Source organism: Jiangella endophytica (genome assembly GCF_003427025.1).
Taxonomy (GTDB): Bacteria; Actinomycetota; Actinomycetes; order Jiangellales; family Jiangellaceae; genus Jiangella; species Jiangella endophytica.
In genome coordinates this window covers 149,028-175,458 of record NZ_QVAI01000007.1, presented here as the reverse complement: position 1 = coordinate 175,458, position 26,431 = coordinate 149,028, and the positions used below count along the sequence as shown (strand labels likewise).

The window sequence follows — 26,431 nt, the reverse complement described above, 5'->3', positions numbered from 1 at the left end:
GGAACATCGTGACCACCTCCGACTCGACCTCCCCGTCCACGTTCACCGCGGCGCTCCCGGATTCCCCGCCGCCGTTCAGCGCGACGCTTCGCCGCCTGTACCTGGTCCGCTTCGCCTTCGCCGTCGCCTGGGCACTGCTCCTGTTCCTGACCTCGGCCGATACCGGACCGCTGCTGACCGTCCTCCTGGTCGCCTACCCGCTGGCCGACGCGGCCGCCGTCGTCTGGCAGCTCCGATCCGAGCACCGCGCGCCCGGTCCGCGGGTGGCGGAGAGGATCAACGTGGTGGTGAGCGTCGTCGTCGCCATCGCGCTCGGCTGGGTGTCGACCGGATCCATCGCCGCCGCCCTCGGGGTCTGGGGCGTGTGGGCCACGGCCTCCGGGATCGCCCAGCTCGTCACCGCGGTGCTGCGCCGGAGTGCCGGTGGCCAGGTGCCGCAGATCCTGAGCGGTGCCATCTCGATCGTGGCCGGGCTCGCCTTCCTGGCACAGTCGTTCCAGGACCCGGACAGCATCTCCGGAGTGGGCGGCTACGCCGTCCTCGGCGGGATCTTCTTCCTGATCTCCGCCATCCGCCTGGGCTCGCAGCCGCGGGGGGCAGCGTGACGGGCGCCGAGGGACGTCGAACCGACTACGACCTGATCGTCGTCGGCGCCGGCCCAGCCGGAGAGAACGTGGGCGACTACGCGACCAAGCGCGGCCTGCGCGTGGCGATCGTCGAGGCCGAACTCGTCGGAGGCGAATGCTCCTACTGGGCGTGCATGCCCTCCAAGGCTCTCCTGCGCAGCGGACACGCGATCCGGGCGGCCCGACGGCTCGCCGGAGCCCGCGAAGCGGTCGAGGGTGTCATCGACGCCTCCGCGGTGCTGGCCCGGCGGTCGTCGTTCACCGATCAGTGGAAGGACGACGGCCAGGTCTCCTGGCTCGACTCCGCGGGCATCGACCTGATTCGCGGCCGCGGCCGCATCGCCGGGCCGGGCGAGGTGCGGGTCGATGATCGTGTCTACTCAGCGGGGGCGGTCGCCCTGGCGACGGGCTCCGTCCCGGTCCTGCCCGAGATCCCCGGCCTCGCCGCCGCTTCGCCCTGGACCACACGCGATGCGACCGCCACCGACCGCGTCCCCCCTCGGCTCCTCGTCATCGGCGGCGGGGTCGCCGGCACGGAGCTCGCCGTCGCGTTCACGTCCCTCGGCTCGCGAGTCACCCTGCTGTCCCGCGACGGCCTGTTGAGCCACGAGGAGCCCTTCGTCGGCGAGCACCTCGCCGACGCCCTGGCCGACGAGGGTGTCGACCTGCGGCTGGGCGTCACGCCTGCGCGAGTCGACCGTGGGGACGACGGAATCGTCAGCGTCGTCCTGGCGGACGGCACCGAGCTCCGGGCCGAGGAGCTCCTGGTCGCCACCGGGCGTCGCCCGAACACCGAGCACCTCGGCCTCGAGACGATCGGGCTCGACGCAAGGCCGGGACTGCGGGTGGACGAGACGATGCTCGTCGACGGCACCGACTGGCTCTATGCCGTCGGAGACGTCAACGGGCGCGCTCTGCTGACCCACCAGGGCAAGTACCAGGCACGCGCGGCGGGCGAGGCGATCGCGGCGCGACTACAGGGATCGCCCGTCAGCGACGAGCTGTGGGGCGACCACGCGGCCTCGGCCGATCACCTGGCCGTGCCCCGCGTGGTCTTCTCCGACCCGGAAGTCGCCAGTGTCGGGCTCACCGAGTCGAGGGCTCGCGCCCAGGGGCTCGACGTCCGGGCCGTCGAGTACGACCTCGGCCGGGTCGCCGGGGCCAAGCTCCACGCCGACGGCTACACCGGCCGTGCCAAGCTCGTCGTCGACGAGGGCCGGAGCGTGATCGTCGGTGCGACCTTCGTCGGCCAGGACGTCGCCGAGCTCCTGCACTCGGCGACCATCGCGATCGTCGGCGAGGTCCCGATCGACCGGCTCTGGCACGCCGTCCCCGCCTACCCCACCGTCAGCGAGATCTGGCTGCGGCTCCTCGAGACCTACGGCCGGCCGACCCGGCGTCGGTGATCGTGTTCGGTGGCCGCCAGGGGCGCGTCGCCGACGCCGAATCGGGCCCGGAACCATGATCATGGCGCTGTTCGTATCGGCAGAGCAGCAACAACAGCGCCGCTGGATCCGGTTCGCTCACGAGGGGGACGTGTCGTGAGGGCACGTATCCGGTCAACGCCGCGTGCGGCGTTGACCCAGCGCCTCGACGGCCTGCTCCAGCCGGCGCTGCCGGGTCTCGCTCTTCTTGGCCTGCTCGATCCACTCGGTGTAACCCCGCTGCTGGCTCGACGTGAGCCCGGCGAAGAAGGCCTGCGCTTCGGGCGCGTCGGAAAGAGCCGCTCGCAGGTCGTCGGGCACGGCGACGGGCGCCGGTTCGGTCGCGAGCTCGATCTCGACGTCGAGGCGGTCGCCGGCCGCGACGCCCGCAGCGCTCCGGACCGCGGCGCTGACCGGGATCATGACCTGGCCCGACATGGTGCCCAGGCTGGTCTGAAAGGCGTAGCCGTTGAGCGTGACGTCGACCCGCGGCCGGCGTCCTCCGCCCAAGCCGTCGACGATGTGATCAGGGACGGGAACGCCCGTCGCCGTCGTCGCGTTGAGGCGCAGCTCGGCGGCGAATCTCATCGTCCTACCATGATCGACTCCTCGGCGCCCTCGGCTGATACCGGACGCTACAGCACCGCGTCGTGCCGGCCGGGGAGCGCCGGTTGTGGGGATCGGACAAGCCGCAGGCCCAGACCTTGTTCCCCAGGATCCACGCACGTGTCGGCATTCGCCTGACAGGGTCGAATGGTGCCAGACATCTCCCGTATCGCGATCGTCAACCGGGGCGAGGCCGCCATGCGGCTCATCCACGCCGTCCGAGATCTCAACGCCAGGTCGGGTCCCGGGGACCGGGCCGGCAGGATCCGGACGATCGCGCTGCACACGGACGTCGACGCGACGGCGGCGTTCGTCCGGGAGGCCGACGAGGCGTATCTGCTGGGCCCGGCCGCTCAGCGGCCGTACCTCGATCTGGCCAGGCTGGAGCGGGCGCTGACGGAGGTCCGCGCGGACGCGGTCTGGGTCGGGTGGGGGTTCGTCGCCGAGGATCCGAGCTTCGCCGACCTGTGCGAGAAGCTCGGCATCACGTTCATCGGGCCGAGCGCCGAGGCGATGCGCCGGCTCGGCGACAAGATCGGTTCCAAGCTGATCGCCGAGGAGGTCGGGGTCCCGGTCGCGCCGTGGAGCCGCGGCGGCGTCGACACGCTCGAGGTCGCGCTGGCGGCGGCCGAGCGCATCGGCTACCCGCTGATGCTGAAGGCGAGCGCGGGCGGCGGCGGACGCGGCATTCGCAAGATCGAGTCGCCGGCCGAGCTCACCGACGCGTACCAGCGCACCAGGGACGAGGCCGAGCGCGCTTTCGGCAGCGGTGTCGTCTTCCTGGAACGGCTGGTCACCGGCGCCCGGCACGTCGAGGTGCAGGTCATCGCCGACGGGCAGGGGACGGCGTGGGCGGTCGGCGTCCGCGACTGCTCCATCCAGCGGCGCAACCAGAAGGTGATCGAGGAGTCCGCGTCGCCGCTGCTGCCGCCGGACGGCGTCGCCGAGGTGAAGGCCGCCGCCGAGCGGCTGGCGATCGCCGTCGGGTACGCCGGGGCGGGCACCGTCGAGTTCCTGTACCACCCGGGGGAGCGGTCGTTCGCCTTTCTGGAGGTCAACACTCGTCTGCAGGTCGAGCACCCGATCACCGAGGCGGTGGCCGGCCTGGACCTCGTGATGCTGCAGATCCGGATCGCCTCCGGTATGCCGCTGACGGGTGAGCGCCCGGCCGAGCGCGGCCACGCCGTCGAGGCGCGGCTGAACGCGGAGGACCCCGACCGGGACTTCGCCCCCGCACCGGGCCGCATCAGCCGGCTCGAGTTCCCGACCGGGCCCGGGATCCGCGTCGACACCGGCGTCACCGAGGGCGACACGATCCCGGCCGACTTCGACTCGATGATCGCCAAGATCATCGCGTACGGCTCCGACCGCGCCGAGGCGCTGGCCCGGCTGCGCCGCGCGCTGACCGAGACCACCGTGGTGATCGAGGGCGGCGCCACCAACAAGAGCTTCGCGCTGGAGCTGCTGGACCAGCCCGAGGTCGTCGGCCCGTTCGACGAGGACGGCCGGGTTCTGGGCACTCAGGGCGTGCTGTGCGCGGACACCGGGTGGATCGACCGGGTCCGGGCCGAGGGCCGGCTGGTGTCCCGGCGGCACGCCGGGGTGGCGCTGGTCGCGGCCGCGATCGAGGCTTACGAGGAGTCCGAGCGGGTCGAGGTCGCGCGCTTCCTGGAGACCGCCCGCGGCGGCCGGCCGCAGACCCAGCACGAGCCCGGCCAGGTGATCGAGCTCGAACTGCGCGGCGTGACGTCGACGATGACGGTGCGGCAGAGCGCGGCCGGCGCCTACCAGGTCGGGCTGGTCGACGCGGCCGGCGTCGAGCAGCTGGTCGAGGCGCGGCTGGACCGGCTGGACGAGGTGCACAGCCGGCTGCACATCGGTGACCACACGTTCCGGCTGGTCACGGCGACTCATCCGCCGGTGCACCTGGTCGAGGTCGACGGCGTCACCCACCGGATCAGCCGCGACGAGGGCGGCATGTTGCGGGCCCCGGCGCCCGCGCTGGTCGTCGCCACCCCCGTCGCCGTCGGTGACGAGGTCGCGGCCGGCGCGCCGGTGCTGGTGCTCGAGTCGATGAAAATGGAGACGGTGGTGCCGGCGCCGTTCGCCGGCCGGGTCAGGGAACTGGTCGTCCGTGCCGGGAGCCAGGTCGAGACCGGTGCGCCGCTGGCCAAGCTGGAGCCGATCGGTGACCCGTCAGCGACGCCGCTCGACCCGCAACGGACCGGCGACGACCCGGCGGCCGAGGTGGCCGCGCTCCGTCCGCTGCGGACCGAGCAGGCCCAGGCGATCGCGGCCATCGACCGGCTGCGCGGCCTGGTGATGGGCTACGACGTCGACCCGGACCAGCGCCGCGAGGCCATCGCCGACCACCTGCGGTTGCGCGATCACCTCGCCGACGACCGCCCCGGCGTGCTGCGCGCCGAGATGCGGCTGCTCTGGCTGATCACCGACTTCGCCGAGCTGAGCCGCAACCGGCCGGCCCGCGACGAGGGCAACACCGAGCTGCGCGTGCACAGCACCCGCGAGCACTTCCACACGTTCCTCCAGTCGCTCGACCCCGAGCGCGGCGGGCTGCCGGAACAGTTCCGCGAGCGGCTGCTGCGCGTGCTGCGGCACTACGGGGTCACCGACCTGGACCGCACGCCGGAGCTGGGGGAGGCGCTGTTCCGGATCTTCCTGGCGCACCAGCACGCCGAGACCGACGTGGAGATCGCGACGTCGATCCTGCAGCGCTGGCTGGCCGAGCCGCGGCCGGCGACGGGTCTCGCCCGGGCCGCCCGAGGTGAGCTGGAGCGGCTGGTCCGGGCGACGCAGCTGCGGTTCCCGGTGGTCGGCGACCTCGCCCGGTCGATCCGGTTCCGCTGGTTCGACCAGCCGCTCGTCGACGCGGAACGGCGTCAGGTGCTGGACGGCGTCGCCGCCGAGGTGCGGGCGCTGACCTCCGCCGACGCGCCCGGCCGGGAGCAGCGGATCGAGGCGCTGACGCAGATCCCCGAGCAGCTGGTCGGCTTCCTCCGCGACCGGATGTTCGAGGACTTCCCGGCGACGGAGCCGCTGCTGGAGGTGCTGGTCCGCCGGCACTACCGCGAGTACGCGCTGCACGACGTCGTGGTGACGGAGGTGGCCGGCCGCCCGGTGGTGTGGGCCGAGTACCACTCCGACGAGCACGGCTCGACCCGGGTGATCTCGACCATCGCCGACATCGCCGAAATCGCCGAGCTGACCGACGACCAGTCGGCGGGCGGCCTGGACGCGGCGATCGGCGCGGCGCTGGCCGCCGACCACGAGAACGTCGTCGAGGTCTACCTGCGCTGGCGCGGCATGCCGGACGACCCGCAGGACACGTCGGCGCGGCTGAACGAGCTGCTCGGCGCCATGCCGTTCGCCGCCCGCGCGCGCCGCATCTGCGTCGCGACCTGCCCGGAGCCGGACCGCGCCGTCGACTACTTCACCTTCCGGCCGGATCCCGACGCGGCGCACCCGGCCCTGGTCGAGGACGACCTCGTTCGCGGGATGCACCCGATGGTGGGGCGCCGGCTCAACCTGTGGCGCCTGATCAACTTCGACGTGACCCGGCTGGAGGCGCCGGGCGACGTGATCCTGTACGAGGCCGTCGCCAAGACCAACCCGGCCGACCGGCGGCTGATCGCCTGCGCACAGGTCCGGCAGCTGGCGGTGGTCCGCGACGACGCCGGCCGGGTGATCGGCCTGCCGCACGCCGAACGGGCGGTCGAGCACTGCCTGGAGGCGATCCGCCGGGTCCGCACCGCCCGCGGCCGCGCGGGCGCCCGGCTGGACCAGAACCACGTCTGGGTCACCGTCTGGCCGGTGGTCGAGGCCGACGTCGAGCAGCTGGCCGCACTCCAGGCGAAGATCACGCCACTCAGCGAGGGCGCCGGACTCGAGGAGGTGCTGGCCCAGGGCCAGATCGCCGACCAGGACGGCAAGGTGCACCCGATCTCCATCCGGTTCCACGCCCAGCCCGGCGCCGGCACCGTCGCCGACATCATCCCGCCGCCGACGCAGCCGCTGGCGCCGCTGGACGACTACGCGGGCAAGGTGCTGCGGGCCCGTCGCCGCGGCCTGGTCTATCCGTACGAGCTGGAGGCGGTGCTGGCCGGCGGCGGCAAGCTGACCGAGTTCGACCTCGACGACGACGGCGCGCTGGTCGAGGTGACCCGGCCGCGCGGCCGCAACAGCGCCGGGATCATCGTCGCCAAGGTGACGACGCCGACGAAGCTCTATCCCGAGGGCGTGACCCGGATCGTGCTCTGTGGCGACCCCACCAAGTCGCTCGGCGCGCTGGCCGAGGCCGAGTGCGCACGGGTGATCGCGGCGCTCGACCTCGCCGAGGAGCTCGGGGTGCCGCTGGAGTGGTTCGCGCTGTCGGCCGGCGCCCGGGTGGCGATGGACTCCGGCACCGAGAACATGGACTGGGTGGCGGCGGCGCTGCGGCGCATCGTCGAGTTCACCCAGCGCGGCGGCGAGATCAACGTCGTGGTGGCCGGCATCAACGTCGGCGCGCAGCCGTACTGGAACGCCGAGGCGACCATGCTGATGCACACCCGCGGCGTGTTGATCATGACCCCGGACTCGGCGATGGTCCTCACCGGCAAGCAGACGCTGGACTTCTCCGGCAGCGTGTCCGCCGAGGACAACTTCGGCATCGGCGGCTACGACCGCGTGATGGGCCCGAACGGGCAGGCCCAGTACTGGGTGCCGAACCTGGCCGAGGCGCTCGGCGTGCTGATGGCGCACTACGAGCAGACGTACATCCTGCCGGGTGAGCGCGGGCCTCGGGTCGCCGTCAGCACCGACCCGGACGACCGGGACATCTCGCCGCATCCCCACGGCGGCGAGTTCGCCACCGTCGGCGACGTGTTCTCGGCCGCCGCGAACCCGGACCGGAAGAAGCCGTTCGACATCCGCAGGGTCATGCGGGCCGTGGCCGACGCCGACGCTCCGCTGCGCGAACGGTGGGCCGGCATGGCCGACGCGGAGACGGCCGTCGTCACCGACACCCGGCTCGGCGGGTATTCGGTCAGCCTCCTCGGTATCGAGTCCAAGCCCGTGCCGCGACGAGGCTTCCCGCCCACCGACGGCCCGGACACCTACACCGCGGGCACGCTGTTCCCGCGGTCGTCGAAGAAGATCGCCCGCGCCATCAACGCGGCGTCCGGCAACCGGCCGCTGGTGGTGCTGGCGAACCTGTCCGGCTTCGACGGGTCACCGGAGTCCATGCGGAACCTGCAGCTGGAGTACGGTGCGGAGATCGGCCGGGCGGTGGTCAACTTCCAGGGCCCGATCGTGTTCTGTGTGATCTCCCGCTACCACGGCGGCGCCTTCGTCGTGTTCTCCAAGAGGCTCAACCCGCGGATGACGGTGCTGGCCCTGGAGGGCTCCTACGCCTCGGTGCTCGGCGGCGCCCCGGCCGCGGCCGTGGTGTTCTCGGCCGAGGTCGACAAGCGGGCCGCCGCCGACCCCGCGGTGGCGGCGCTGGAGCGGAAGATCGAGGCCGCCTCGGCGGCCGAGCGCGGGCCGCTGCTGGTCGAGCTGGCCGACCTCCGAGCGGCACTGCGGGCCGAGAAGATCTCCGAGGTGGCGGCCGAGTTCGACCGCATCCACAGCATCCGGCGCGCCGTCGAGGTCGGCTCGGTCGACGAGGTCGTCTCGGTCGCCGAGCTGCGGCCGAAGGTCATCGCCGCGATCCGCCGCGGGCTGGCCTGAGGCCGTCGACGGCAGCCCGCGTGCTCCGGTCACCGGCCGGGAGCACGCGGGCGCTGGTCAGGCCGTCCAGACATCGACGACGAGGGCCGCGGCACCGGCAAGGGCGAAGGCGGCCGGCAGCGTGACGGCCCAGGCGAGCGCCAGGTTGGCGACGACGCGCCAGCGCACCCTGCGGTAGCTGTCGTGGACGCCCGCGCCGAGCAGCCCGCCGGTCAGCGCCTGGGTCATGCTGACGGGTGCGCCCGCGGCGGCGCTGCCGAGAACGGCGGCCGCCGAGGCGAACTCGGCGGTGACGGCGTGCGGCGCGCGGGTGTTGACGATCCCGGTGCCGACGGTCCGGGCGACCCGTGGCAGCCCGATCACGGCGCCGGTGGCGAAGACGGCGCCGATGACCGGGTAGGCCCACCAGCGCGGCGTCGCCGGGCCGCCGCCGGCCGTGCCCGCGGCGATGAAGAGGACCAGCGTCTTCTGCCCGTCGTTGGCGCCGTAGGCGACGCACTGCGCGAGGTACGCCGCCACATGGGTGCGCCGGACGGTGGCCAGGTAGCGGGCGGTGCGGGCGGTTCGCCAGACGGCCGCGCCGGCGAGTGCGAGCAGCATGCCGACGGCCGGGGCGGCCAGGCCGATGGCGAGCACCCGCACCACCGCGGCCCACTCGACGGCCAGACCGGCACCCAGGCCGGCACCGGCGACGCCGCCGATGACGGCCAGCGTGAGGCTGGTCGGGAGCCCGCGCCGGGCCAGTCCCGCGGCGACCACGATCGCCACGACGAACCCGATGGCCAGCGTCGCCGAGTCGGTCGGCACGATCGAGCCGGTGAGCGTCTCCGCGACCGCCGTCGTGACCAGCAACGGGACGGCGACGAGCGCCGCGACGAGCAGGGCCAGGCCGGCCGCGACGGACATGCCGGGGATGCGCAACCCGGGCGCGATCAGAGCGCCGCCGTCGTTCATGCCGGTGATCAGGGCGAAGACCACCCCCACCGCGATCATCAGTTCGGGCACGCGGTGGCCCGTCAGTAGCCGCGCTTGAGGGCACCGTCGGTCAGCACGTCGGCGGCGTCGCAGATGCGGGCGCCCACGCCGTCGAGCCGCTTGATCAGCTCGCGGTGCTTGAGCGCCTCGGGCGACATGTCACCGTCGACGATGCGGGCGAACTCCTGCTGGTACTCGCGGCTGATGCTGCGTGCGGCCTTCTTCGCGTCGAGCGCCTTGAGCGGCACCTCCTGCGGTGCGCTCCACAGGGTGCCGACCGCCTCGTCGAGGGACTCCACGGCGGTGACCACGTGGTCGAGGAACGGGCGGTAGGTCTTGCGCCGCTGGATCTGGTAGAGGTCGGCCTCGCGGACGAACTCGCGGATCGTGTCGAGGACGTCGTCGATGGAGCGGGACAGCCGGAACAGGTCCTCGCGGTCCAGCGGCGCGACCAGGGTGCGGGACAGCCGGTCGACCAGGGCCGCGCGCATCGCGTCGCCGCGGTGCTCGATGTCGGCGATGCGCTCGCGGGCCTGTGCCGGCGACACCTTCTTGTTGACCATGGCCTGGGCCAGCTCGGCACCGTCGCGTGCGGCGTGCACCTGCCCGGTCAGCGCCTCGGACATGTGGTGCCCGCTGCCGCGGAACCGGCGTGGCCAGCGGGGACGTAACCGGGCGGCCTTCATCGCCGGCCCCGGCTTCCGGCGGGGACGAGCGGGCTGGCGCCGACCGGCCTGGGGCGATGCCCGCGATCCGTCGTCAAGTCCACCACCCTGTCACTGGTACCCCGCACGTTGCTACCGGATGTATCACGAACTTTGGTTAATCTATCATGACTGTGATGTGTTTTTAACATCAAGTGGTCGACGGAGTGAGGAGTGGATGCGGCGTGCGAACCACCAGGGATCGGGTCCTGCTCGCCGGTGACGCCGTCGCGTCCGGCACGGAGACGGCGTACCGCGCGCTGGCGGCGGCGCCCGGTGAGGCGCATGCGATCCGCGCTGACCTGTGCGCGATGCACCCGGGCGACGTCGGGCCGGGCCGGCCGATCCTGCGGCTTGCGCACCTCACCGACATGCACCTCGCCGACACGCAGTCGCCGCTGCGCCTGGACTTCGCCATGCAGGTGGGCGAGCGCAGCCCGGGCTGGGGCGGCGCGGTCACCTACACGTTCCGGCCGCACGAGCTGATGACCGCCCACGCGGTCGACGCCATGCTGCGGACGCTTCGCGGGCTCGACCTCGACCTGTGCGTCGTCACCGGCGACAGCACCGACAACGCCCAGGCGAACGAGCTGGCGACCTACCTGGCGCTGATGGACGGCGGCGAGGTCGCGCCGGTCTCCGCCGGCGGCGTCTACCGCGGTCCGCAGAGCGCGGAGTGGGGTGATCCGTGGTACTGGGTGCCGGACGTCCCCGGCGACCGCTACCAGCGCCGGTGGGGGTATCCGCGGATCCCCGGGCTGACGGCGGCGGCCGCGGCGCCGTTCCGGGCGGCCGGTGCCGGTACGCCCTGGATCGGCTGCCTGGGCAACCACGACGTGCTGGTCGGCGGCACGACGGCGGTCAGTGACGAGCTCGACGCGATCGCCGTCGGCGGCCGCAAGGCGGTGGGCCTGCCGGCCGGCCTCGGCGACGAGCGGGAGCTCGAGCTCTATCTGCGCGACCCCGTGCGCTTGTTCTCCGGTCCCGGTGTGGACGTGCCGGCCGACCCCGAGCGCCGGCTGCTGCGTACCCGCGACATCGTCCGAGCGCATCTCGGCCGCGGGGGCGCGCCGGGGCCGGCCGGACGCGGCTACACCGCGGACAACCTCCGGGCCGGCACCGCGTACTACCGCTACGACCCCGTCCCCGGCGTGCGGGTCCTGGTGCTCGACACCAACCACCGGCAGGGCATGTGGGACGGCAACGTCGACCGCGCGCAGCTGGAGTGGCTGGCCGACGAGCTGCGTGGGCTGGACGGCCCCGACGACCCCCTCGTGGTCATCGCGTCGCACCACGCCACGCCGTCGCTCGGCAACGCCTACGGGGTGTGCCCGGACGACCACGCCGCGGTGGCCTTCGCCGCAGAGCTGCTCGAGGTCGCGCTCTCGTGTCCCAACGTGGTGCTGTGGCTGAACGGGCACCATCACGCGAACCGGGTGGTGGCGCACCACCGGCCACGGGGCGGCGGGCTGTACGAGGTGACGACGGCGTCGATGATCGACTGGCCGACGCAGGCGCGGGTGATCGAGCTGGTCCGGCAGCCGGACGGGGTGCTGCGGATGACCTCCACGATCGTCGACCACGACGCGCCGCTGGACCCGGGGCCCGACCCGCGGTCGCCGGGCGAGCTGGCGTCGCTGCACCGCCGGCTGGCCGCGAACGACGTCTGGCGCGGGGGCGCGCGGCAGGGCCTGACCGGAACGCCGCCGGACCGCAACGTCCATCTGCTGGTCCCGCCCGTGCGGCCGGTCCGCTGAGCCGGTGCTGTGATGGCTTCTGATAAAAATCGCGCGTCCGGTGTTATTCTCCGGTACCGGCTGGGTGCGGTGCCGACATGCCGCTGGGCCGGCTATGCGCGAGGAGACGAGCCCGGATGACACCTCCCGAGGCGCCGCGCAGTGCGTCGCCCAAGCGGTCGCAGGCGCGAGAGGCCCGGCAGCAGCTGATCATCGACCACGTCGTGGCCAACGGGGTCGCGACGGCCGGCGAGCTGAGCACGCTCACGGGCGCGAGTCTGATGACCGTCCACCGTGACCTCGACGAACTCGCCCGCAGGTCGTTGGTGCGCAAGTTCCACGGCGGGGTGTCGGCGCAGCCGTCCACGGCGTTCGAGAGCAGCTCGGCCTACCGGATCCGGGTCCAGGGGCGGGAGAAGGAGGCTCTGGCCGCGTCGGCGCTGAGCCTGATCGAGCCGGGCATGTCGATCATGCTGGACACCTCGACGACCAACCTCTTCCTCGCCCGGCGGCTGGGCGACCTCGGCCCGCTGACCGTGGTCACGAACTACCTGCCGATCATGCAGACGCTGCGGCCGGTCCGCGACGTTCACCTGATCGGGGTCGGCGGCGACTACAACGCCACCCACGACGCGTTCCTGGGCATGGCCGCCATCGAGACGATCCAGGCCCTCAGCGTCGACGTCGCCTTCCTCAGCACGTCGGCGATGACGGCCGACACCACGTACCACCAGGAGCCCGACATCGTCATGGTCAAGCGGGCGATGATGGCGTCCGGCCAGAGCAGGGTGCTGCTGATGGACCGGACGAAGCTGGGCCGCACGGCGCTGCACCGCCTGGCCGCGACCGCCGAGTTCGACCGTCTCATCATCGACGGCGACGGCGAGTCGGCCGACGTGGACCGCATACGCGAGCACGTCGACGTGACGCTGGCCTGACCGGCGCGTCGATGGCTGGCAGGCCGACGGAGATCGGCCTGCCATGAGTGCTCCCACCGCGCCCCGGCCCGGCCACCGCCGGTATCCGCGCAGCTGAGCACCCTCCGAACGGGCCCGGCGGGCGCCGTTCGCCACCGCGTCGCGGCGGCGTCAGGCCGTGTTCATGATTTCGTTGGCGTTAAGTCTATCGAAGTTCGCGTTAATTCTGTTACGGTCCTCACACCAAATCGGGCATGTCCTAACAGGAAGTAGCGGAGGATCACATGCAGCGCAGAGTGTTCACCGCCGCCGGCGCCGTCCTGACCGCGCTGGCACTCACCACCGCCTGCAGCGGCGGTGACGACGGTGGAGCGGCCGGCGGGAGCGGCGACGACTTCGACGGAACGATCACGTTCTGGTACGCGATGGCCGGCCGCAACGGCGAGGCGATCACCGAACTGGTCGACCGGTACAACGAGGAGAACGACGCCGGGGTGACGGTCGAGGCCATCTACCAGGGCAACTACAACGACACCCTGACGAAGCTGCGGGCGTCGGCGCAGTCCGGCGACCTGCCGAGCATGGTCCAGGTCAACGAGCTGAGCACCCGGTTCATGTACGACTCCGGGCTGGCCACGCCGGTGCAGGAGCTGGCCGAGACGGCCGGCTACTCCTTCGACGACCTCAACGAGCGCGTGGTCGGCTACTACACCGTCGACGGCGTGGTGCAGTCCATGCCGTTCAACGTGTCGGCGCCGACGCTCTACTACAACAAGGACGCGTTCGCCGCCGCCGGCCTGGACCCCGAGGCGCCGCCGCGCACCCTCGACGACATCCGGGCCGCGGCCGAGCAGCTGCAGGGCGGCAGCACCGAGTACGGCTTCGTCTCCTCGATCGACGGCTACCTCGTCGAGCAGTACCTGGCCGTCGCGGACACGCCGTACTGCGACGCCGGGAACGGGCGGGAGGGTCTGGCGACGACGGTCGAGTGGGACAGCGACGTCACCGAGTCGATCCTGACCTGGTGGACCGGCATGGTCGACTCCGGTCTCGCCATCAACGTCGGTCGCGACGCCAACAACGCGTCGGCGGCCTTCCAGTCGGGCAACGCGGCCATGATGACGTTCACCTCGGCCAACCTGCGCGACATCGTCGACGGGTCGGACTTCGAGGTCGGCGTCGCGCCCTACCCGATGCCGCGGGCCGGCGACGTCGGCGGTCCCATCCTGGGCGGCGGCTCGCTGTGGGCGCTCGCCGGCCAGCCGGACGCCGCGAAGGAGGCCGTCTTCGACTTCATGGCGTTCATGATGTCGCCGGAGAGCCAGGCCATGTGGTCCACCCGCACGGGCTACGTCCCGGTCAACACCAAGGCCGTGGAGCTGCCCGAGTACAGCGAGGTCCTCGACCAGTACCCCGGCCTGACGCTGGCCGGCGAGCAGCTCTCGAACACCCCGGAGGGCCTGAACACCACCGGCTGCCTCATGGGGGTCATGCCGCAGGCGCGGGACAAGATGAACGACGCCATCGAGGCGGCGCTGCTCGGCGTGAAGGAGCCCCGTCAGGCGCTCGTCGACGGCGCGGCCTCTCTGACCTCGGTCATCGAGCAGTACAACGACTCCGTCGGTGCGAACTGACGAAAGCGAGGCAGCACTTTGCTCACCCTGATCGCCCATCGCGGCACGCCCAGAGAACACCCCGAGAACACGCTCGCCTCCCTGCGGCACGCACAGGCGCTCGGCGCCGACGCCGTGGAGTTCGACGTGCGGACCACCCGCGACGGCGTCCCGGTCCTGCTGCACGACACCGACCTCACCCGCATCTGGGGCCGGCCGGACGTGCTCGCGGAGACCGACCATGCCGACGTCGCCGACGTGCTCCCGACGTTGTCGGAGGTCGCCGAGGAGATCACCCTCACCCTGATCGTCGACTGCAAGGGCGCCGGGACGGTCGCCCGCGCGGTGCCGGCGCTGCGGGCGGCCGGTGCGCTGCCGCGGTGCGTGTTCATCGGACAGGCCGACGTGCTGCGGGAGGTGCGGGCGGAGCTCCCCGACGCCCGCCTCGCGCTGTCGTGGCCGGGCGACAGCACGCCGCCGCCGGACCTGCTGGCCCGGCTGCGGCCGGAGATCATGAACGTCCGCTGGGCCGACCTGGCCGCATCCAGTCTCGACACGTACCGCGCGGCCGGGCTGACCACCTGGTGGACGTACACGATCGACGACGTCGACGCCTTGGGGCGGGCGCTCGAGCTGGGCATCACCGGCATCATCACCAACGACCTGCCGCTGATCGGCGCGGCCGCGGCGACGGCGGCGGGCCGATGACGGGGCGCGACCTCGGCGCGGCGCTCGGCGTGGCCGAGGAGGCGGCTCGCTGGGCGCAGCGGCACATCACGTCCCGCCGCCCCGGTGCCGGCGACCCGGAGGAGAAGGCCGGCCCCGGCGACTGGGTGACGTCGGTCGACCGTGACGTCGAGGACCACATCCGCTCGGCGCTGCTCGCCGCGTTCCCCGGCGACGTCGTGATCGGTGAGGAGGCCGGCGCCTCGGCGGGCGCCGCGCCGGCCGGGGACGGCCAGCTGACCTGGTACATCGATCCGATCGACGGCACGACCAACTTCGTGCACGGTCTGCCGGGTGTCTCGGTCAGCATCGCCGCGGTCGACGCCGCCGGCCCGGCCGTGGGCGTCGTCCACGACGTGTACCGCGACGAGGTGTTCAGCGCGGTCCGCGGCGAGGGAGCGCGCGTCGACGGCGTCGCGCTGCCCTCGCGCGGCGAGCAGGTCGGCCTGCGCGGCGGCCTGCTGCTCACCGAGTGGTCCGGGCTGCGCCCGTGGCCCGGCATGTACGGCCTGATCACCGACCTGCAGGACCAGTTCACCGCCACCCGCATCCTCGGCTCGTGCGCGCTGAGCCTGGCGTCGGTGGGTGCGGGCCGGGCCGCGGGCGCGGTCCTCGGCGGCCACTACAACCCGTGGGACGTGCTGGCCGGCGCGCTCATCGCCGTCGAGGCCGGCTGCGTGGTCTTCGACGCCGACGGCGTGACGGACGACGTCCCGATGCACGGTCTCGGGGTGGCCCGGCCGGACGTGGCCGAGGCGATCCGGCGGGCCTGGCAGGAGGCCAGGGCGCGGGACGCGGAGCCGACGCCATGAGCGTCGCCGTGAGGCCGGCCCGCCGCGCGACCGGCGGCGGGCCCGCGGCCGCGCCGGAGCGGCGTCGCTACGACCGGCGCGAGGTGCTGACGGCGGCGCTGCTGCTGCTGCCGTCGATGGCGATCTTCGCGGTGTTCGCCTTCTATCCGCTGGTCCGGACATTCTGGCTGAGCGTGCACGCCAACGACCTGCTCGGCCTGCCGACGCGGTTCGTCGGGCTCGACCAGTACGTCGAGTTCTTCTCCGACCCCGAGCTGCGGCGCATCACGCTGACCACGGCGATCTTCGTGGTGCTGACCGCGCTGCCGAGCGTCGTCATCGGGGTCTTCCTGGCGCTGACGCTGCAGGCCCGCATCCGCGGCATCAACGTCTTCCGCACGCTGATGTCGACGCCGTTCGGGTTCTCGGCCGCGGCCACCGCCGTGGTGTTCGCGGTCTTCTTCAACCCGGCCGTCGGCGTGTTCAACGGCATCCTGCGGATGGTCGGCCTCGACAGCGTCAACTGGCTGACCGATCCGACGTACGCGCTGCCGAGCCTCGCCATGGTCTGCGTGTGGAGCAACATCGGTTACACCCTCCTGGTGGCCTCGGCCGGTCTGCAGGGCATCCCCGACGAGCTCTACGAGGCCGCCCGCATCGACGGCGCCGGCCGCTGGACCGTCGTGCGGAAGATCGTCCTCCCGCTGCTGACGCCGACCATGTTCTTCCTGACCGTGATCATGACCATCAACTCGCTGCAGACCTTCGGTGAGATCCACATCCTCACCGGCGGCGGCCCGAACGGCTCGACGACGACGCTGGTGTACGGCATCTACCAGAGCGCGTTCGCCTACGGCGGCAGCAACTACGGGCTGGCGTCGGTGCAGGCCGTGGTCCTCCTGCTGGTGGTCACCGCCGCGACCTGGGCGCAGTTCCGGGTCCTTCAGCGCAAGGTGTTCTACGGATGAGCGGACTGCGGCGTGTCCCGGCCTACCTCGGCCTGACGGTCCTGACGGCGATCATCGTCTTCCCGCTGTACTACGCGGTGGCCGGGTCGCTGATGACCGACCGGGAGCTGACGACGTTCCCGCCGGCGCTGTTCCCCAGCGGCGTCACGATGCAGAACTACGTCGACGTGCTCGACGCGATTCCGCTGGTGCGGCAGTACGCCAACAGCATCGGCGTGGCCCTGGTGGTGGTCGCCGGGGTCCTGCTGACGTCGCTGCTGTCGGCGTACGCGTTCGTCTTCCTGCGGTTCCCGTTCAAACGGACGCTGTTCGCGTTGTTCCTGCTGACGATCATGGTGCCGGGGGAGTCGTTGATCATCCCCAACTACCTGACGATCTCCAACCTGGGCCTGCTGGACACGTTCCCGGCGCTCACCCTGCCGTTCATCGCGATGGGGTTCGGGACGTTCCTGCTGCGGCAGTTCTTCGCCGCGTTCCCGCGCGAGATCTACGAGGCGGCCCGGATGGACGGCTGCACGCATCTGCGGTTCATGTTCTCCATCCTGACGCCGCTGTCGCGGCCGGCCCTGGCCGCGCTGGCGATCTACGCGTTCATCGCCACCTACAACAAGTACTTCTGGCCGCTGCTGGTGACGCGCACGCCGGAGATGCAGACGTTGCAGATCGGCCTGAGCCAGCTGCAGTCGCTGGAGGCGCGCGAGCCGGGGCTCATCCTGGCCGGCGTCACGCTCGCGATCATCCCGATGCTGATCCTCATCTATTTCTTCCAGCGCAACATCATCCGTGGTCTCACCACGGGTTCCGGCAAGTAGCACGCGTCATCGTTTCCTACTGCGAGGAGAACGACACCGTGACGACACCACCGCACACCCCTGCTCGCAGGAACCTCTTGCGCGTCGCCGCCGCGGGCGCGGTCTCGGCAGCCGGCATCGCCACCGCGGCGCCGGCCTGGGGCCGGACCGCGGCGGCCCCGCCGGCCCCGCCGCCCGGCTTGTCCGACCCCGTGCAACGCGGCGACCTCGTGGTCGACGTCCGCGACCACGGCGCCGTGGGCGACGGCCTCACCGACGACACCGCGGCCATCCAGGACGCGCTCGACGCCGGCCGGGGCCGGACCGTCTACCTCCCGCCGGGCACGTATCCGGTGTCGACCATGCTGACGGTCTTCGGCGGCACCACCGTGCTGGCCACCGCGACCAGCGTGATCCGCCGCCTGGACGGGCCGAGCATCGTCGGCAACGGCGTGCTCGGCGACATGACGGCCACCGGCTTCGACGGCGAGTCGAACATCGTCATCCAGGGCGGCGTCTGGGACGTCAACGCCTCGAACGTGGCACTCAACGCCAACGCCTTCTCCTTCAGCCACGGACGCGACATCAAGGTGTACGACGCCCGGGTCGTGGACGTGCAGGGCTGGCACGCCATGGAGCTCAACGCCGTCGAGACCGTCCGCGTCGTGAACTGCCGGTTCGAGGGGTTCTCCGACCCGCAGGGCAACCGCCAGTACTCCGAGGCGGTGCACATGGACTACGCCGGCGGGCCCGGGCACTTCACCCTCTTCGGCGCACCGGACTTCTACGGCTGCAAGGACATCGAGGTCAGCGGCTGCTACGCGGGGCCGTCGGCCAACTTCCCGTCCTTTCCCCGCCTGGTCGGCTCGCACGGCGGCCCGGACGGTCACCAACACACCGGGCTGCGGGTCGTCAGCAACTACGCCGACCAATGCAGCGAGTGGGCGGTCCGGCTCTACGACTGGCTCGACGGCGTCGTGCAGGGCAACCAGATCGTCGGCGGCGGTGGCGGCATCCAGGTCGGCCCGGCAGGGGTGCAGACCGGCGGCAACGTCGTGATCGCCGGCAACACCCTGCGCGGCCTGGCCGGGGTGCAGGAGGCGGCCGGCCGGCCGCCGGACGCCGCGATCTGCGTGGGCCGGCTGAACAACGCGCGGACGCACCGGCTGACCGTCGCGGACAACGTGGTCGCGGACGTCGCGATGGAGGGGATCTCGGTCTACCGCACCGACGGCTGCGTCGTCAGCGGGAACGTGGTCGAGGACTGCGAGGGCGCCGGCATCCGGCTGCACGACGCGCCCCGGGCGGTGGTCACGTCGAACGCGGTGGCCCGCACCGGCGCGGAGTCCGTCGTCGTCGCGGCCGGCAGCAACGCCGCGTTGGTCGCGCAGAACCGGGCCGACGACGCCACGGTGGCCGGCGTGAGCGTCACCGGAACCGTCGCCGAGGTGGTCATCCGGGGCAACGTGGTGCGCGGCGACGCGCCACACGGCATCGCGATCGGGTCCGGCGCGACCGGTACCTGGCACACGGGCAACGACCTGCGCGGCGGCTACACGACGGGCCCGGTCGACGACCAGGGCACGGGGTCGCTGACCGACCCCGCCGGACCCGTCTGACCGGCGGATCCGCCGCAGCCGGGCCGGGTGCGGGCGGCCGCTCACGGCGGCCCGCACCCGGCCGGGCTCGAGGATCGGGGCAGATCTCAGAGTTCTCTGAGATGTCCCCTTTAGGATCGTGATCATGCCGAGACGTCCCCGCCTCGTTCTCGTGGCGGGCGTCGTCGCGGCCGCGGCCATCGCCGGAGCCCCGCCGCCCGAGCAGGCTCACGTCGAGCCGGTCCCGACGACCGGCCTGCCCGACGTCGCGTCCGCCGAGCCGGCGCCCAGCGTCACCTCGGCGCCGGAGCCCGACCCCGACACGCTGCGGCTGGCGTTCGCCGGCGACGTCCACTTCGAAGGCGCGTACCGCGACCTGCCCGCGAATGCCGAGTCCACGCTCGGCCCGATGTCCGACGTGCTGCGCGCCGCCGATCTCGCGATGGTGAACCTCGAGTCGGCGCTGACGACGCGGGGCGAGCCGGCCGCCAAAGAGCTCGAGGTGCCGGCGAATCGGTACTGGTTCCGCACCGGACCGGCCGCGCTCGACCTGCTCGGCCGGTCCGGCATCGACGTCGTGTCGGTCGCCAACAACCACGGGGCCGACTTCGGCGCCGTCGGCCTGAGCGACGCCGTGCTGGCCGGCGAGACGGGTGGCGTCGCCGTCGTCGGCGCAGGGCGGACCGATCGGCAGGCGTTCGCGCCGCACCGGGTGAAGGTCAAGGGCACCGACGTCGCCATCCACGCCGCCGACGCCTCGCGCGGCGAGAGCGCCGACCCCACCTGGGCGGCGGCTCCCGGGACGGGGCTCGGCCTCGCCTCCGCCCGCGGCCCGGGTGCCGCGACGCTCGCGGCCGCCGTCAGCGAGTCGGCCCGCACCGACGACCTGGTCGTCGTCTACCTGCACTGGGGCGAGGAGGGCAACGCCTGCCCGGTCGAGACGCAGCAGAACCTGGCCGCGACGCTCGCCGCGGCCGGCGCGGACATCGTGGTCGGGACGCACGCGCACACGCCGGGCGGCGCCGGCCTGCGCGACCGCACGTATGTCAGCTACGGCCTCGGGAACTTCTACTGGTACCACGGCCGCGAGCCCGACACCGGCGTACTGCTGCTCTCGGTCCGCGGCGGCGAGGTCGTCGGCGACGAGTGGGTGCCGGGACACATCGCTCCCGAGGGCGGCGCGCCGGCCGCGCTCACCGGCAGCGCCCGCACCGCCGCGGTCAGGGACTGGCACGAGCTGCGCGGCTGCACCGACCTCGACCCCGGTCCCGGTGCCGGCGCGGCCGACGGTGCCGCGGCCGCGGCGGCCGATCCCGCCGGCGGGCCGGGCCTGCCCGACTTCGCGTCGTCGATCCAGCCGATCGGTCCCTCGGTCAGCCTCGCCATGCGCAGTCACGACCCCGCGACCTGCCCGGTGCCGCTCACCGACCTGCGGCTGCTCGTCGTCACCCATGTCGGGTTCGACGGCCGGGCCCGCCGCGGCGAACTGGTCGTGCACGCCGACGTCGCGGCCGACGTCGTCGACGTGTTCGCCGCGCTCTACGCCGCCCGGTTCCCGATCGAGCGGATGTTGCTGGTCGACGAGTACGGCGGCGACGACGACCGCTCGATGGCCGCCAACAACACGTCCGGCTACAACTGCCGCCGCGTGGCCGGTCAGACCACCTGGTCCAACCACGCCTACGGGCGGGCCATCGACATCAACCCGGTCCAGAACCCGTACGTCGTCGGCGGCGACGTGCGCCCGGCCGCCGCGCTTCCGTTCCTGGACGTCGACCGCGGACCGGACGCCGCGGCGCTCCCCGGCGTCATCCGCGACGGCGACGTCGTGCGCCGCGAGTTCGAGCGCATCGGCTGGACCTGGGGTGGCCAGTTCTCCGACCCCGACTACCAGCACTTCAGCGCGCCGGGCGGGTGAGCCCGGAAGGCACGGCGACGCTCGCGAGCAGTGCGGCCGCGACCTGGCCGTCGTCGGCGGGCAGCCGCCGCAGGTGAGCGAGCCGGTCGGCGACGGGCAGGCCGGCGCCGACGACGAACCCGCGATCCGCGGCGCGCAGTAGCTCGAGGTCGTTCGCGTCGTTGCCGAACGCGGTGACGAAGGCCGCGCGCGCATCGTCGCCGAGCAGGTCGCGCAGGGCGCCGGCCTTGCCGACGCCGGGCGCGACGAGGTCGGCGTCGCCTGTCGTGTGGACGTAGACGGTGCTCCGGCCGGGCGCCGCGGTGTGCAGCCGCCAGGCCCACGGGTCGGCGTGGGCGACGCTGAGCTTGAGGACGCCGTGCACGGACGGCCGCTCGGCCGGGCCGAGCACGTGGCGGCGGTACCGTCCCATCCACGGAAGGGCGCGTGGCCGGCTCGCGACGAACCGGTCGCCGTAGTCCAGGCAGAAGTCCGCATCGGCGGCGACGAGATCGGCGACCATGGCCGCGACCAGGTCGCCGCCGAGCGGGGTGCGCCGCTCGGTGCCGTCCCGGCCGCGGACCAGGGCGCCGTTGCAGCAGATCAGGTCGACACGGCCGACGAGCGGGCCGAACCAGGCCGCGACCGACCGGGGCGCCCTCGACGTGGCGATCACCAGCCGGGTGCCGGCGGCCGAGACGATCCGGTCGAAGGCGTGCATGACGATCGCCGACGGGGGCCGGCCGGCGAAGGCGACCGTGCCGTCGAGGTCGCTCACGACGACGTGCGTCACGGCGCCGGCCGCCGGCGGTGGACGGCCGCGGCGGCGAGCAGGCCGGCCAGCACCGCGGCGGCCGACACCGTCATGCCGGGCAGCGGGCCGGCGGCCGACCCCAGCCGTGGCAGGGTGGTCAGCAGTGTCACCACGGCGAGCCCGGTGGCGCCGCCGACGTTCTGGGCCGCGGCGAAGACCCCGGTGACCGTGGCGCGTGACCGTTCCGTGACGGCGCCCACCGCGGCGATGGAGGCCGACGGGTAACACAGCGCCAGTGCGACGCCGACCGCGACCATCGCCGGCACGACGCACCCGGCCAGCGGCAGCCGGGTCGCGGTGGCGCCGAGCCAGACGAGCCCGGCGATCAGCGAGACACCGCCGAGGGCGAACGTGCGGCCCGCGCCGATCCGGCGGCACAGCAGGGCGCCCAGGCCGCTCAGCAGGGTGAAGGTCAGCGGCTGCGGCAGGATCAGCAGGCCGACGGCGAAGGCGCCGGCCTGCGTCGCCAGCCAGAGGCTGAGGACGTACATCGAGCCGAGGACGCCGGCGAACACGGCCGCGATCCCCAGGCACGAGGCGGCGACCACGGGCAACCGGAGCAGCGCGACGGGGAACCCGCGAATGCCGCGGCGCCGGGCGAGCAGCAGCAGGAGCGCCACCGCGGCGGCGCCGTGGGCGGCGAGCGCGGCCCCGCTCATGACCTTGACGCCGCCGAGCGCGCTCATCGCCGTCACGAGCAGGCCGGCGAACAGCACGGCGCCGACCAGGTCCACCGGCGCGCGATCACCGCGCGTGGGCCGGATCGTCCAGGTCGCGGCCAGAACCACCACGACCACCGGGACGAACAGGAGGAAGCCCGCGCGCCAGCCCAGCCACTCCACGACCGCACCCGGGACGACCAGGCCCAGCGAGAAGCCCGCGGCGCCCATGGCGGCGTAGACCGCGATGGCGCGGCCACGACGTGTGTCGTCCAGACCCGCCGTGATCAGCACGAGCGCGGCCGGTGCGCTGAGAGCGGCACCGGCGCCCTGCAGGAGGCGCCCGGCGAGGAGCAGCACGATGCCGTCGGCGGCCGCACAGGCCAGGCAACCGGCGCCGAACAACGCGATCCCGGTGACGAACACCGCGCGCCGGTCGCGGTTGTCGGCGAGCTGACCGGCCACGGGCAGCAGCCCGGCGTAGGCGAGCAGGAACGCGCTGGCCACCAGCTGCAGCTGGGTCCCCGTCAGCGCGAGGTCGGACTCGATCGGCCCGACCTGCACGTTGATGCTCGACGAGCTCATCCCCTCCAGCAGCATCGCCAGGCACACGATGGCCGATCGGGCCCGTGTCAGAGTCCCCGCGTCGGCGGTTCGATGCACGTCCGCTCCTTCCCCCGTGGCGCCGCCGGCCCCGTCACCTGGCGACGCGGTCATCGTGCGGGGAGGACCTTGCACGAACCTTGCCGCGCAAAAATGACCTCGCGACTCGACAGCGAGTGTGGTGGGATGTTCAGCTCACGAGCCGACCTGCGGGGAGGACGCGGTGCAGATCCGGCTGCTCGGGCCCGTGGACGTCCTCGACGGCGACGCCGCCGTCGTCGAGGTGGGCACGGCCAAGCAGCGCCTGGTCCTCGCCGCACTCGCCGTCGCGCCGGGCCGGCCGCTGCCGTTCGACCTCCTCGTCGACCGCGTGTGGAGCGACGACCCGCCGGCCGGCGCTCGTGCCGCGCTGTACAGCTACGTGGCCCGGCTGCGTCGCATCGTCGCGCCCGCCGCCATCGTGCACGAGCACGGCGGCTACACGCTGCGTATCGACCCGGAGGCCGTCGACGTCATCCGCTGGCGGAAGCTGCTGGAGCGGGCGCGGGAGCTCGCCGACGCCGAGCCCGAGGCCGCCGCCGACCTGTTCCGCCGGTCCGAGCGGCTCTGGCGGGACCCCGTGCTGGCCGGCCTGACGGGCGACTGGGCGCGGCGGACGCGGCGGCGGCTGTCGCAGCAGCGTTCGGAGGCGCTCACCGAGCTCGCGCTGATCGAGCTGGCTCGCGGCCGTCACGTCGAGCTGCTCGAGGACATCGGCGCCTGGGTCGAGCAGTATCCGCTGGCCGAGCGGCTCATCGCCGTTCAGCTGCGCACGCTGATGCGGGCGGGCCGGCGCGACGAGGCGGTCGACGCCTACACACGCACCCGCGAACGGTTCGCCGAGGCCGTCGGCGGCGAACCCGGGCCGGGGCTGCGGCGCCTGCACGAGCGGATCCAGCGGCACGATCCGACACTCGACGCCGACGAGCCGGCCGCGGCCGTCCTGCGCGCCGCCGTGCAGGCCGTCCCGCGGCAGCTGCCACGCAGCGCATCGACCTTCGTCGGCCGGGACGCCGAGCAGCGGATGGTCCACGACGCGATCGTCGCGGGCAGCGGGGGAGCGGCGGTCGGCGTGGCCGCCATCTACGGTCCCGGTGGGATCGGGAAGTCGACGCTCGCGCTGCAGGTGGCCCGCGCCGCGGCCGACCGCTTCCCGGGCGGCCAGCTCTATGTGGACGTCCGCAGCGGCGCGGACCAGGCCGCACCGCCGCGGACGCTCGAGGTGCTGGGCCGCTTCCTCCGTGCGCTCGGCGTGCCGGCGCCGGAGGTCCCGGCCGATCCCGACGAGGCCGCCGCCCGGTACCGGTCCGTCACGGCGCGGCGCCGGCTGCTGGTCGTCGTCGACAACGCCGGCGACGCGGAGCAGGTGCGTCCGCTGCTCCCCGCGGGGGCCGGCAGCGCCGTCCTGATCACCAGCCGCAGCCCGCTGGCCGCTCTCGACGACGCCGCACACGTGCGCCTGGACCTGCTGCCGGCGGAGGCCGCCGGCGAGTTGCTGACCCGCCTCGACCGCACCGGGCGCTGCGTCCGCGAGGCCGTCGCGACCCGGAAGCTGGCCGAGCTCTGTGGCCGGCTCCCGCTGGCCCTGCGCATCCTCAGCGCGCGCATCGCAGCCGTGCCCAGCTGGCCGCTCAGCGCCTTCGTCGAACGGCTGGCCGATCAGACCCGCCGGCTCGATCAGCTCGGCCACGCCGACCGCAGCGTCCGGGCCTGTTTCGACCTCAGCTATCTCGCGCTCACCGGCAGCCAGGACCCGGACGACGGCCGCGCGGCCCGTGCCTTCCGCCTGCTCGCCCTGCCCGACGGCGCCGACATCGCGGCCGATGTCGCGGCGCGCCTGCTCGACGTCGCCGTCGCGGACTCCGAGGCGGTGCTGGCCCGGCTCCGCGACGCCCAGCTGCTGCAGAGCCCGGTGCCCGGGCGCTACCGCATGCACGACCTCGTCCGCGACTATGCCCGCGAGGTGGCCGGTCGCGACGAACCGAGCGGCGAGCGGGGCGCGGCCCTCGACCGGGCGTGGACGTTCCTGGTCGCGACGGCCCAGCAGGCGGTGGCCACGGTCAACCAGGCGTGGGCCGACATCGACCTGCCGGCGGAGCATGCGTTGCCGTTCGACGATCGGGGCACCGCGCTCGCCTGGCTGAACGACGAGACCGAGTCGCTCGTGGCCGCGGCGGCGCAGGCCGTCGCCACAGGGAGCCGCCTCGCGGTCCCGCTGGTGCTCAGCGTGGTCCGGCCGCTGCAGTTGCGCTCCGACACCGGGCGGCTCGAGGAGCTCTGCACCGAGGCGGCGGAGCTCGCGGCTGCACAGGCCGACGACGCCGCGCTCGGCCGGCTGCATTTCGGCGCAGCGCTGGCCGCCGCCGGTGAGTCGCGCTTCGCGGTCTCCGCGGAGCATCTCGGCCAGGCCCTGGAGCTGTTCGAGCGGACCGCCGATGGCAGGCGGCTCAACGTGTTGATCAGCCTCGGTCGTTGCGAGGCGCAGCTCGGCCGCTATCCGGCCAGCATCGAGCGGCTCCGGGAAGGGGCCGAGCTGGCCCGCCGGCTCGGCGACGTCGCCGCCGAGGCCGCTGCGCTGCAGACCCGATCCGATGTCGAGGTCGCGCTCGGCCGCGACGACGAGGCGTTGGCCAGCGCGACGCGCGCCCTCGATCTCGATCGGGCGCAGCGGAACCGGCACGCCGAGGCGGTCTGCCTCAACGCCATCGGCGACATCCATCTGGCCCGTGGCGAGGCCGCGCAGGCCACGGAGCGGTATCGCGAGGCGCTCGACATCTTCCGGGAGTTCGCCGACCCGATGGGCATCGGGATCGCGCTGGCCAACCTCGGTCTGGCGGCCGTCGGCACCGCCTCGCTCGACCTGGCACTGCGCCACTTCGAGGACGCCCTGGAGACGCTCGACCAGACCAACGAGCGCTATGCCCGGTGCATCGCGCTGGCCGAGGCGTCCGGAGCGCTGCGCCGACTCGGCCGGTTGCCCGAGGCCGTCGACCACGCCAGCCGGGCGCTCGCGCTGGGCCGGGCGGCCCGGCCCGTCGACGAGGCACGGGCGATGTGGCGCCTCGGCGAGGCGTTGCGCGACTCCGGCGACCGGCGGCGCGGGATGTGGTTCCTGCACGAGGCGCATCGGCGCTTCAGCGAGCTCGGTACCCGTGAGGCGGACGACGTCCGGCGGGTCATCGACGCCGACGACGCCACGACGGCGTGAGACGAC

18 protein-coding genes are annotated in these 26,431 nt (G+C 73.2%); 13 read left to right on the top strand and 5 right to left on the bottom strand.

The features are described from left to right. The first annotated feature begins 8 nt into the window (after window positions 1-8). On the top strand, window positions 9-605 hold the full coding sequence (locus DZA62_RS16505; protein WP_116950005.1) for a hypothetical protein: 597 nt from the start codon (window positions 9-11) through the stop codon (window positions 603-605). Continuing rightward, entirely contained in the window at window positions 602-2,032 is a 1,431-nt protein-coding gene (locus DZA62_RS16500) for a dihydrolipoyl dehydrogenase family protein (protein ID WP_116950004.1), read from the top strand. Before DZA62_RS16505 ends, DZA62_RS16500 begins: the two co-directional genes overlap by 4 nt. Window positions 2,033-2,185: 153 nt before the next feature. Here DZA62_RS16500 and DZA62_RS16495 read toward each other — a convergent pair whose 3' ends face one another. Next, entirely contained in the window at window positions 2,186-2,638 is a 453-nt protein-coding gene (locus tag DZA62_RS16495; protein WP_116950003.1) for a YdeI/OmpD-associated family protein, read from the bottom strand. A gap of 165 nt (window positions 2,639-2,803) precedes the next feature. Here DZA62_RS16495 and DZA62_RS16490 point away from each other — a divergent pair, with 165 nt between their 5' ends. After that, a complete protein-coding gene (locus tag DZA62_RS16490; RefSeq protein ID WP_116950002.1) occupies window positions 2,804-8,386 on the top strand; it encodes an ATP-binding protein in 5,583 nt (1,860 codons plus the stop codon). A gap of 57 nt (window positions 8,387-8,443) precedes the next feature. On the opposite strand, the gene DZA62_RS16485 is transcribed toward DZA62_RS16490, so the two are convergent. Next, window positions 8,444-9,391 carry an inorganic phosphate transporter gene (locus DZA62_RS16485; protein ID WP_116950001.1) on the bottom strand — a complete coding sequence of 316 codons (948 nt, stop codon included), beginning with the start codon at window positions 9,389-9,391 and terminating at the stop codon, window positions 8,444-8,446. Between the two features lie 11 nt (window positions 9,392-9,402). Further along, window positions 9,403-9,987, bottom strand: a complete 585-nt coding sequence (locus DZA62_RS16480) for a DUF47 domain-containing protein (RefSeq protein WP_116950000.1) — start codon at window positions 9,985-9,987, stop codon at window positions 9,403-9,405. A gap of 263 nt (window positions 9,988-10,250) precedes the next feature. Between DZA62_RS16480 and DZA62_RS16475 the strand changes: the two genes are divergently transcribed. From DZA62_RS16475 to DZA62_RS16425, 9 genes are all read left to right on the top strand, one after another. After that, window positions 10,251-11,822 carry a TIGR03767 family metallophosphoesterase gene (locus tag DZA62_RS16475; RefSeq protein ID WP_157987721.1) on the top strand — a complete coding sequence of 524 codons (1,572 nt, stop codon included), beginning with the start codon at window positions 10,251-10,253 and terminating at the stop codon, window positions 11,820-11,822. Between the two features lie 116 nt (window positions 11,823-11,938). Further along, entirely contained in the window at window positions 11,939-12,739 is an 801-nt protein-coding gene (locus DZA62_RS16470) for a DeoR/GlpR family DNA-binding transcription regulator (RefSeq protein ID WP_116949998.1), read from the top strand. A gap of 263 nt (window positions 12,740-13,002) precedes the next feature. Beyond that, complete coding sequence (locus tag DZA62_RS16465; protein ID WP_116949997.1) at window positions 13,003-14,352, top strand: ABC transporter substrate-binding protein; 1,350 nt, start codon at window positions 13,003-13,005, stop codon at window positions 14,350-14,352. A gap of 18 nt (window positions 14,353-14,370) precedes the next feature. Beyond that, entirely contained in the window at window positions 14,371-15,039 is a 669-nt protein-coding gene (locus DZA62_RS16460) for a glycerophosphodiester phosphodiesterase (RefSeq protein WP_116949996.1), read from the top strand. Further along, entirely contained in the window at window positions 15,036-15,869 is an 834-nt protein-coding gene (locus DZA62_RS16455) for an inositol monophosphatase family protein (RefSeq protein ID WP_116949995.1), read from the top strand. The genes DZA62_RS16460 and DZA62_RS16455 overlap by 4 nt, the downstream gene beginning before the upstream one ends. After that, a complete protein-coding gene (locus tag DZA62_RS16450) occupies window positions 15,866-16,816 on the top strand; it encodes a carbohydrate ABC transporter permease (protein ID WP_116949994.1) in 951 nt (316 codons plus the stop codon). The genes DZA62_RS16455 and DZA62_RS16450 overlap by 4 nt, the downstream gene beginning before the upstream one ends. Next, the gene (locus tag DZA62_RS16445; protein ID WP_116949993.1) at window positions 16,813-17,628 is read left to right on the top strand and encodes a carbohydrate ABC transporter permease; all 816 of its coding nucleotides are present in this window, start codon (window positions 16,813-16,815) and stop codon (window positions 17,626-17,628) included. The genes DZA62_RS16450 and DZA62_RS16445 overlap by 4 nt, the downstream gene beginning before the upstream one ends. A gap of 38 nt (window positions 17,629-17,666) precedes the next feature. After that, on the top strand, window positions 17,667-19,226 hold the full coding sequence (locus DZA62_RS36400) for a right-handed parallel beta-helix repeat-containing protein (RefSeq protein ID WP_198663852.1): 1,560 nt from the start codon (window positions 17,667-17,669) through the stop codon (window positions 19,224-19,226). A 124-nt stretch (window positions 19,227-19,350) separates the two neighbouring features. Then, window positions 19,351-21,123 (top strand): CapA family protein, encoded by a 1,773-nt coding sequence (locus DZA62_RS16425; protein WP_157987718.1) that lies wholly within the window; start codon window positions 19,351-19,353, stop codon window positions 21,121-21,123. Here the strand turns inward: DZA62_RS16425 and DZA62_RS16420 are convergent. After that, window positions 21,104-21,895 (bottom strand): HAD family hydrolase, encoded by a 792-nt coding sequence (locus tag DZA62_RS16420; RefSeq protein ID WP_198663851.1) that lies wholly within the window; start codon window positions 21,893-21,895, stop codon window positions 21,104-21,106. The two genes, DZA62_RS16425 and DZA62_RS16420, sit on opposite strands and share 20 nt — an antisense overlap. Then, a complete protein-coding gene (locus DZA62_RS16415; RefSeq protein ID WP_157987717.1) occupies window positions 21,892-23,238 on the bottom strand; it encodes an MFS transporter in 1,347 nt (448 codons plus the stop codon). Before DZA62_RS16415 ends, DZA62_RS16420 begins: the two co-directional genes overlap by 4 nt. Window positions 23,239-23,401: 163 nt before the next feature. Here DZA62_RS16415 and DZA62_RS16410 point away from each other — a divergent pair, with 163 nt between their 5' ends. Further along, window positions 23,402-26,425 carry an AfsR/SARP family transcriptional regulator gene (locus DZA62_RS16410; protein ID WP_198663850.1) on the top strand — a complete coding sequence of 1,008 codons (3,024 nt, stop codon included), beginning with the start codon at window positions 23,402-23,404 and terminating at the stop codon, window positions 26,423-26,425. Window positions 26,426-26,431: the final 6 nt, after the last annotated feature.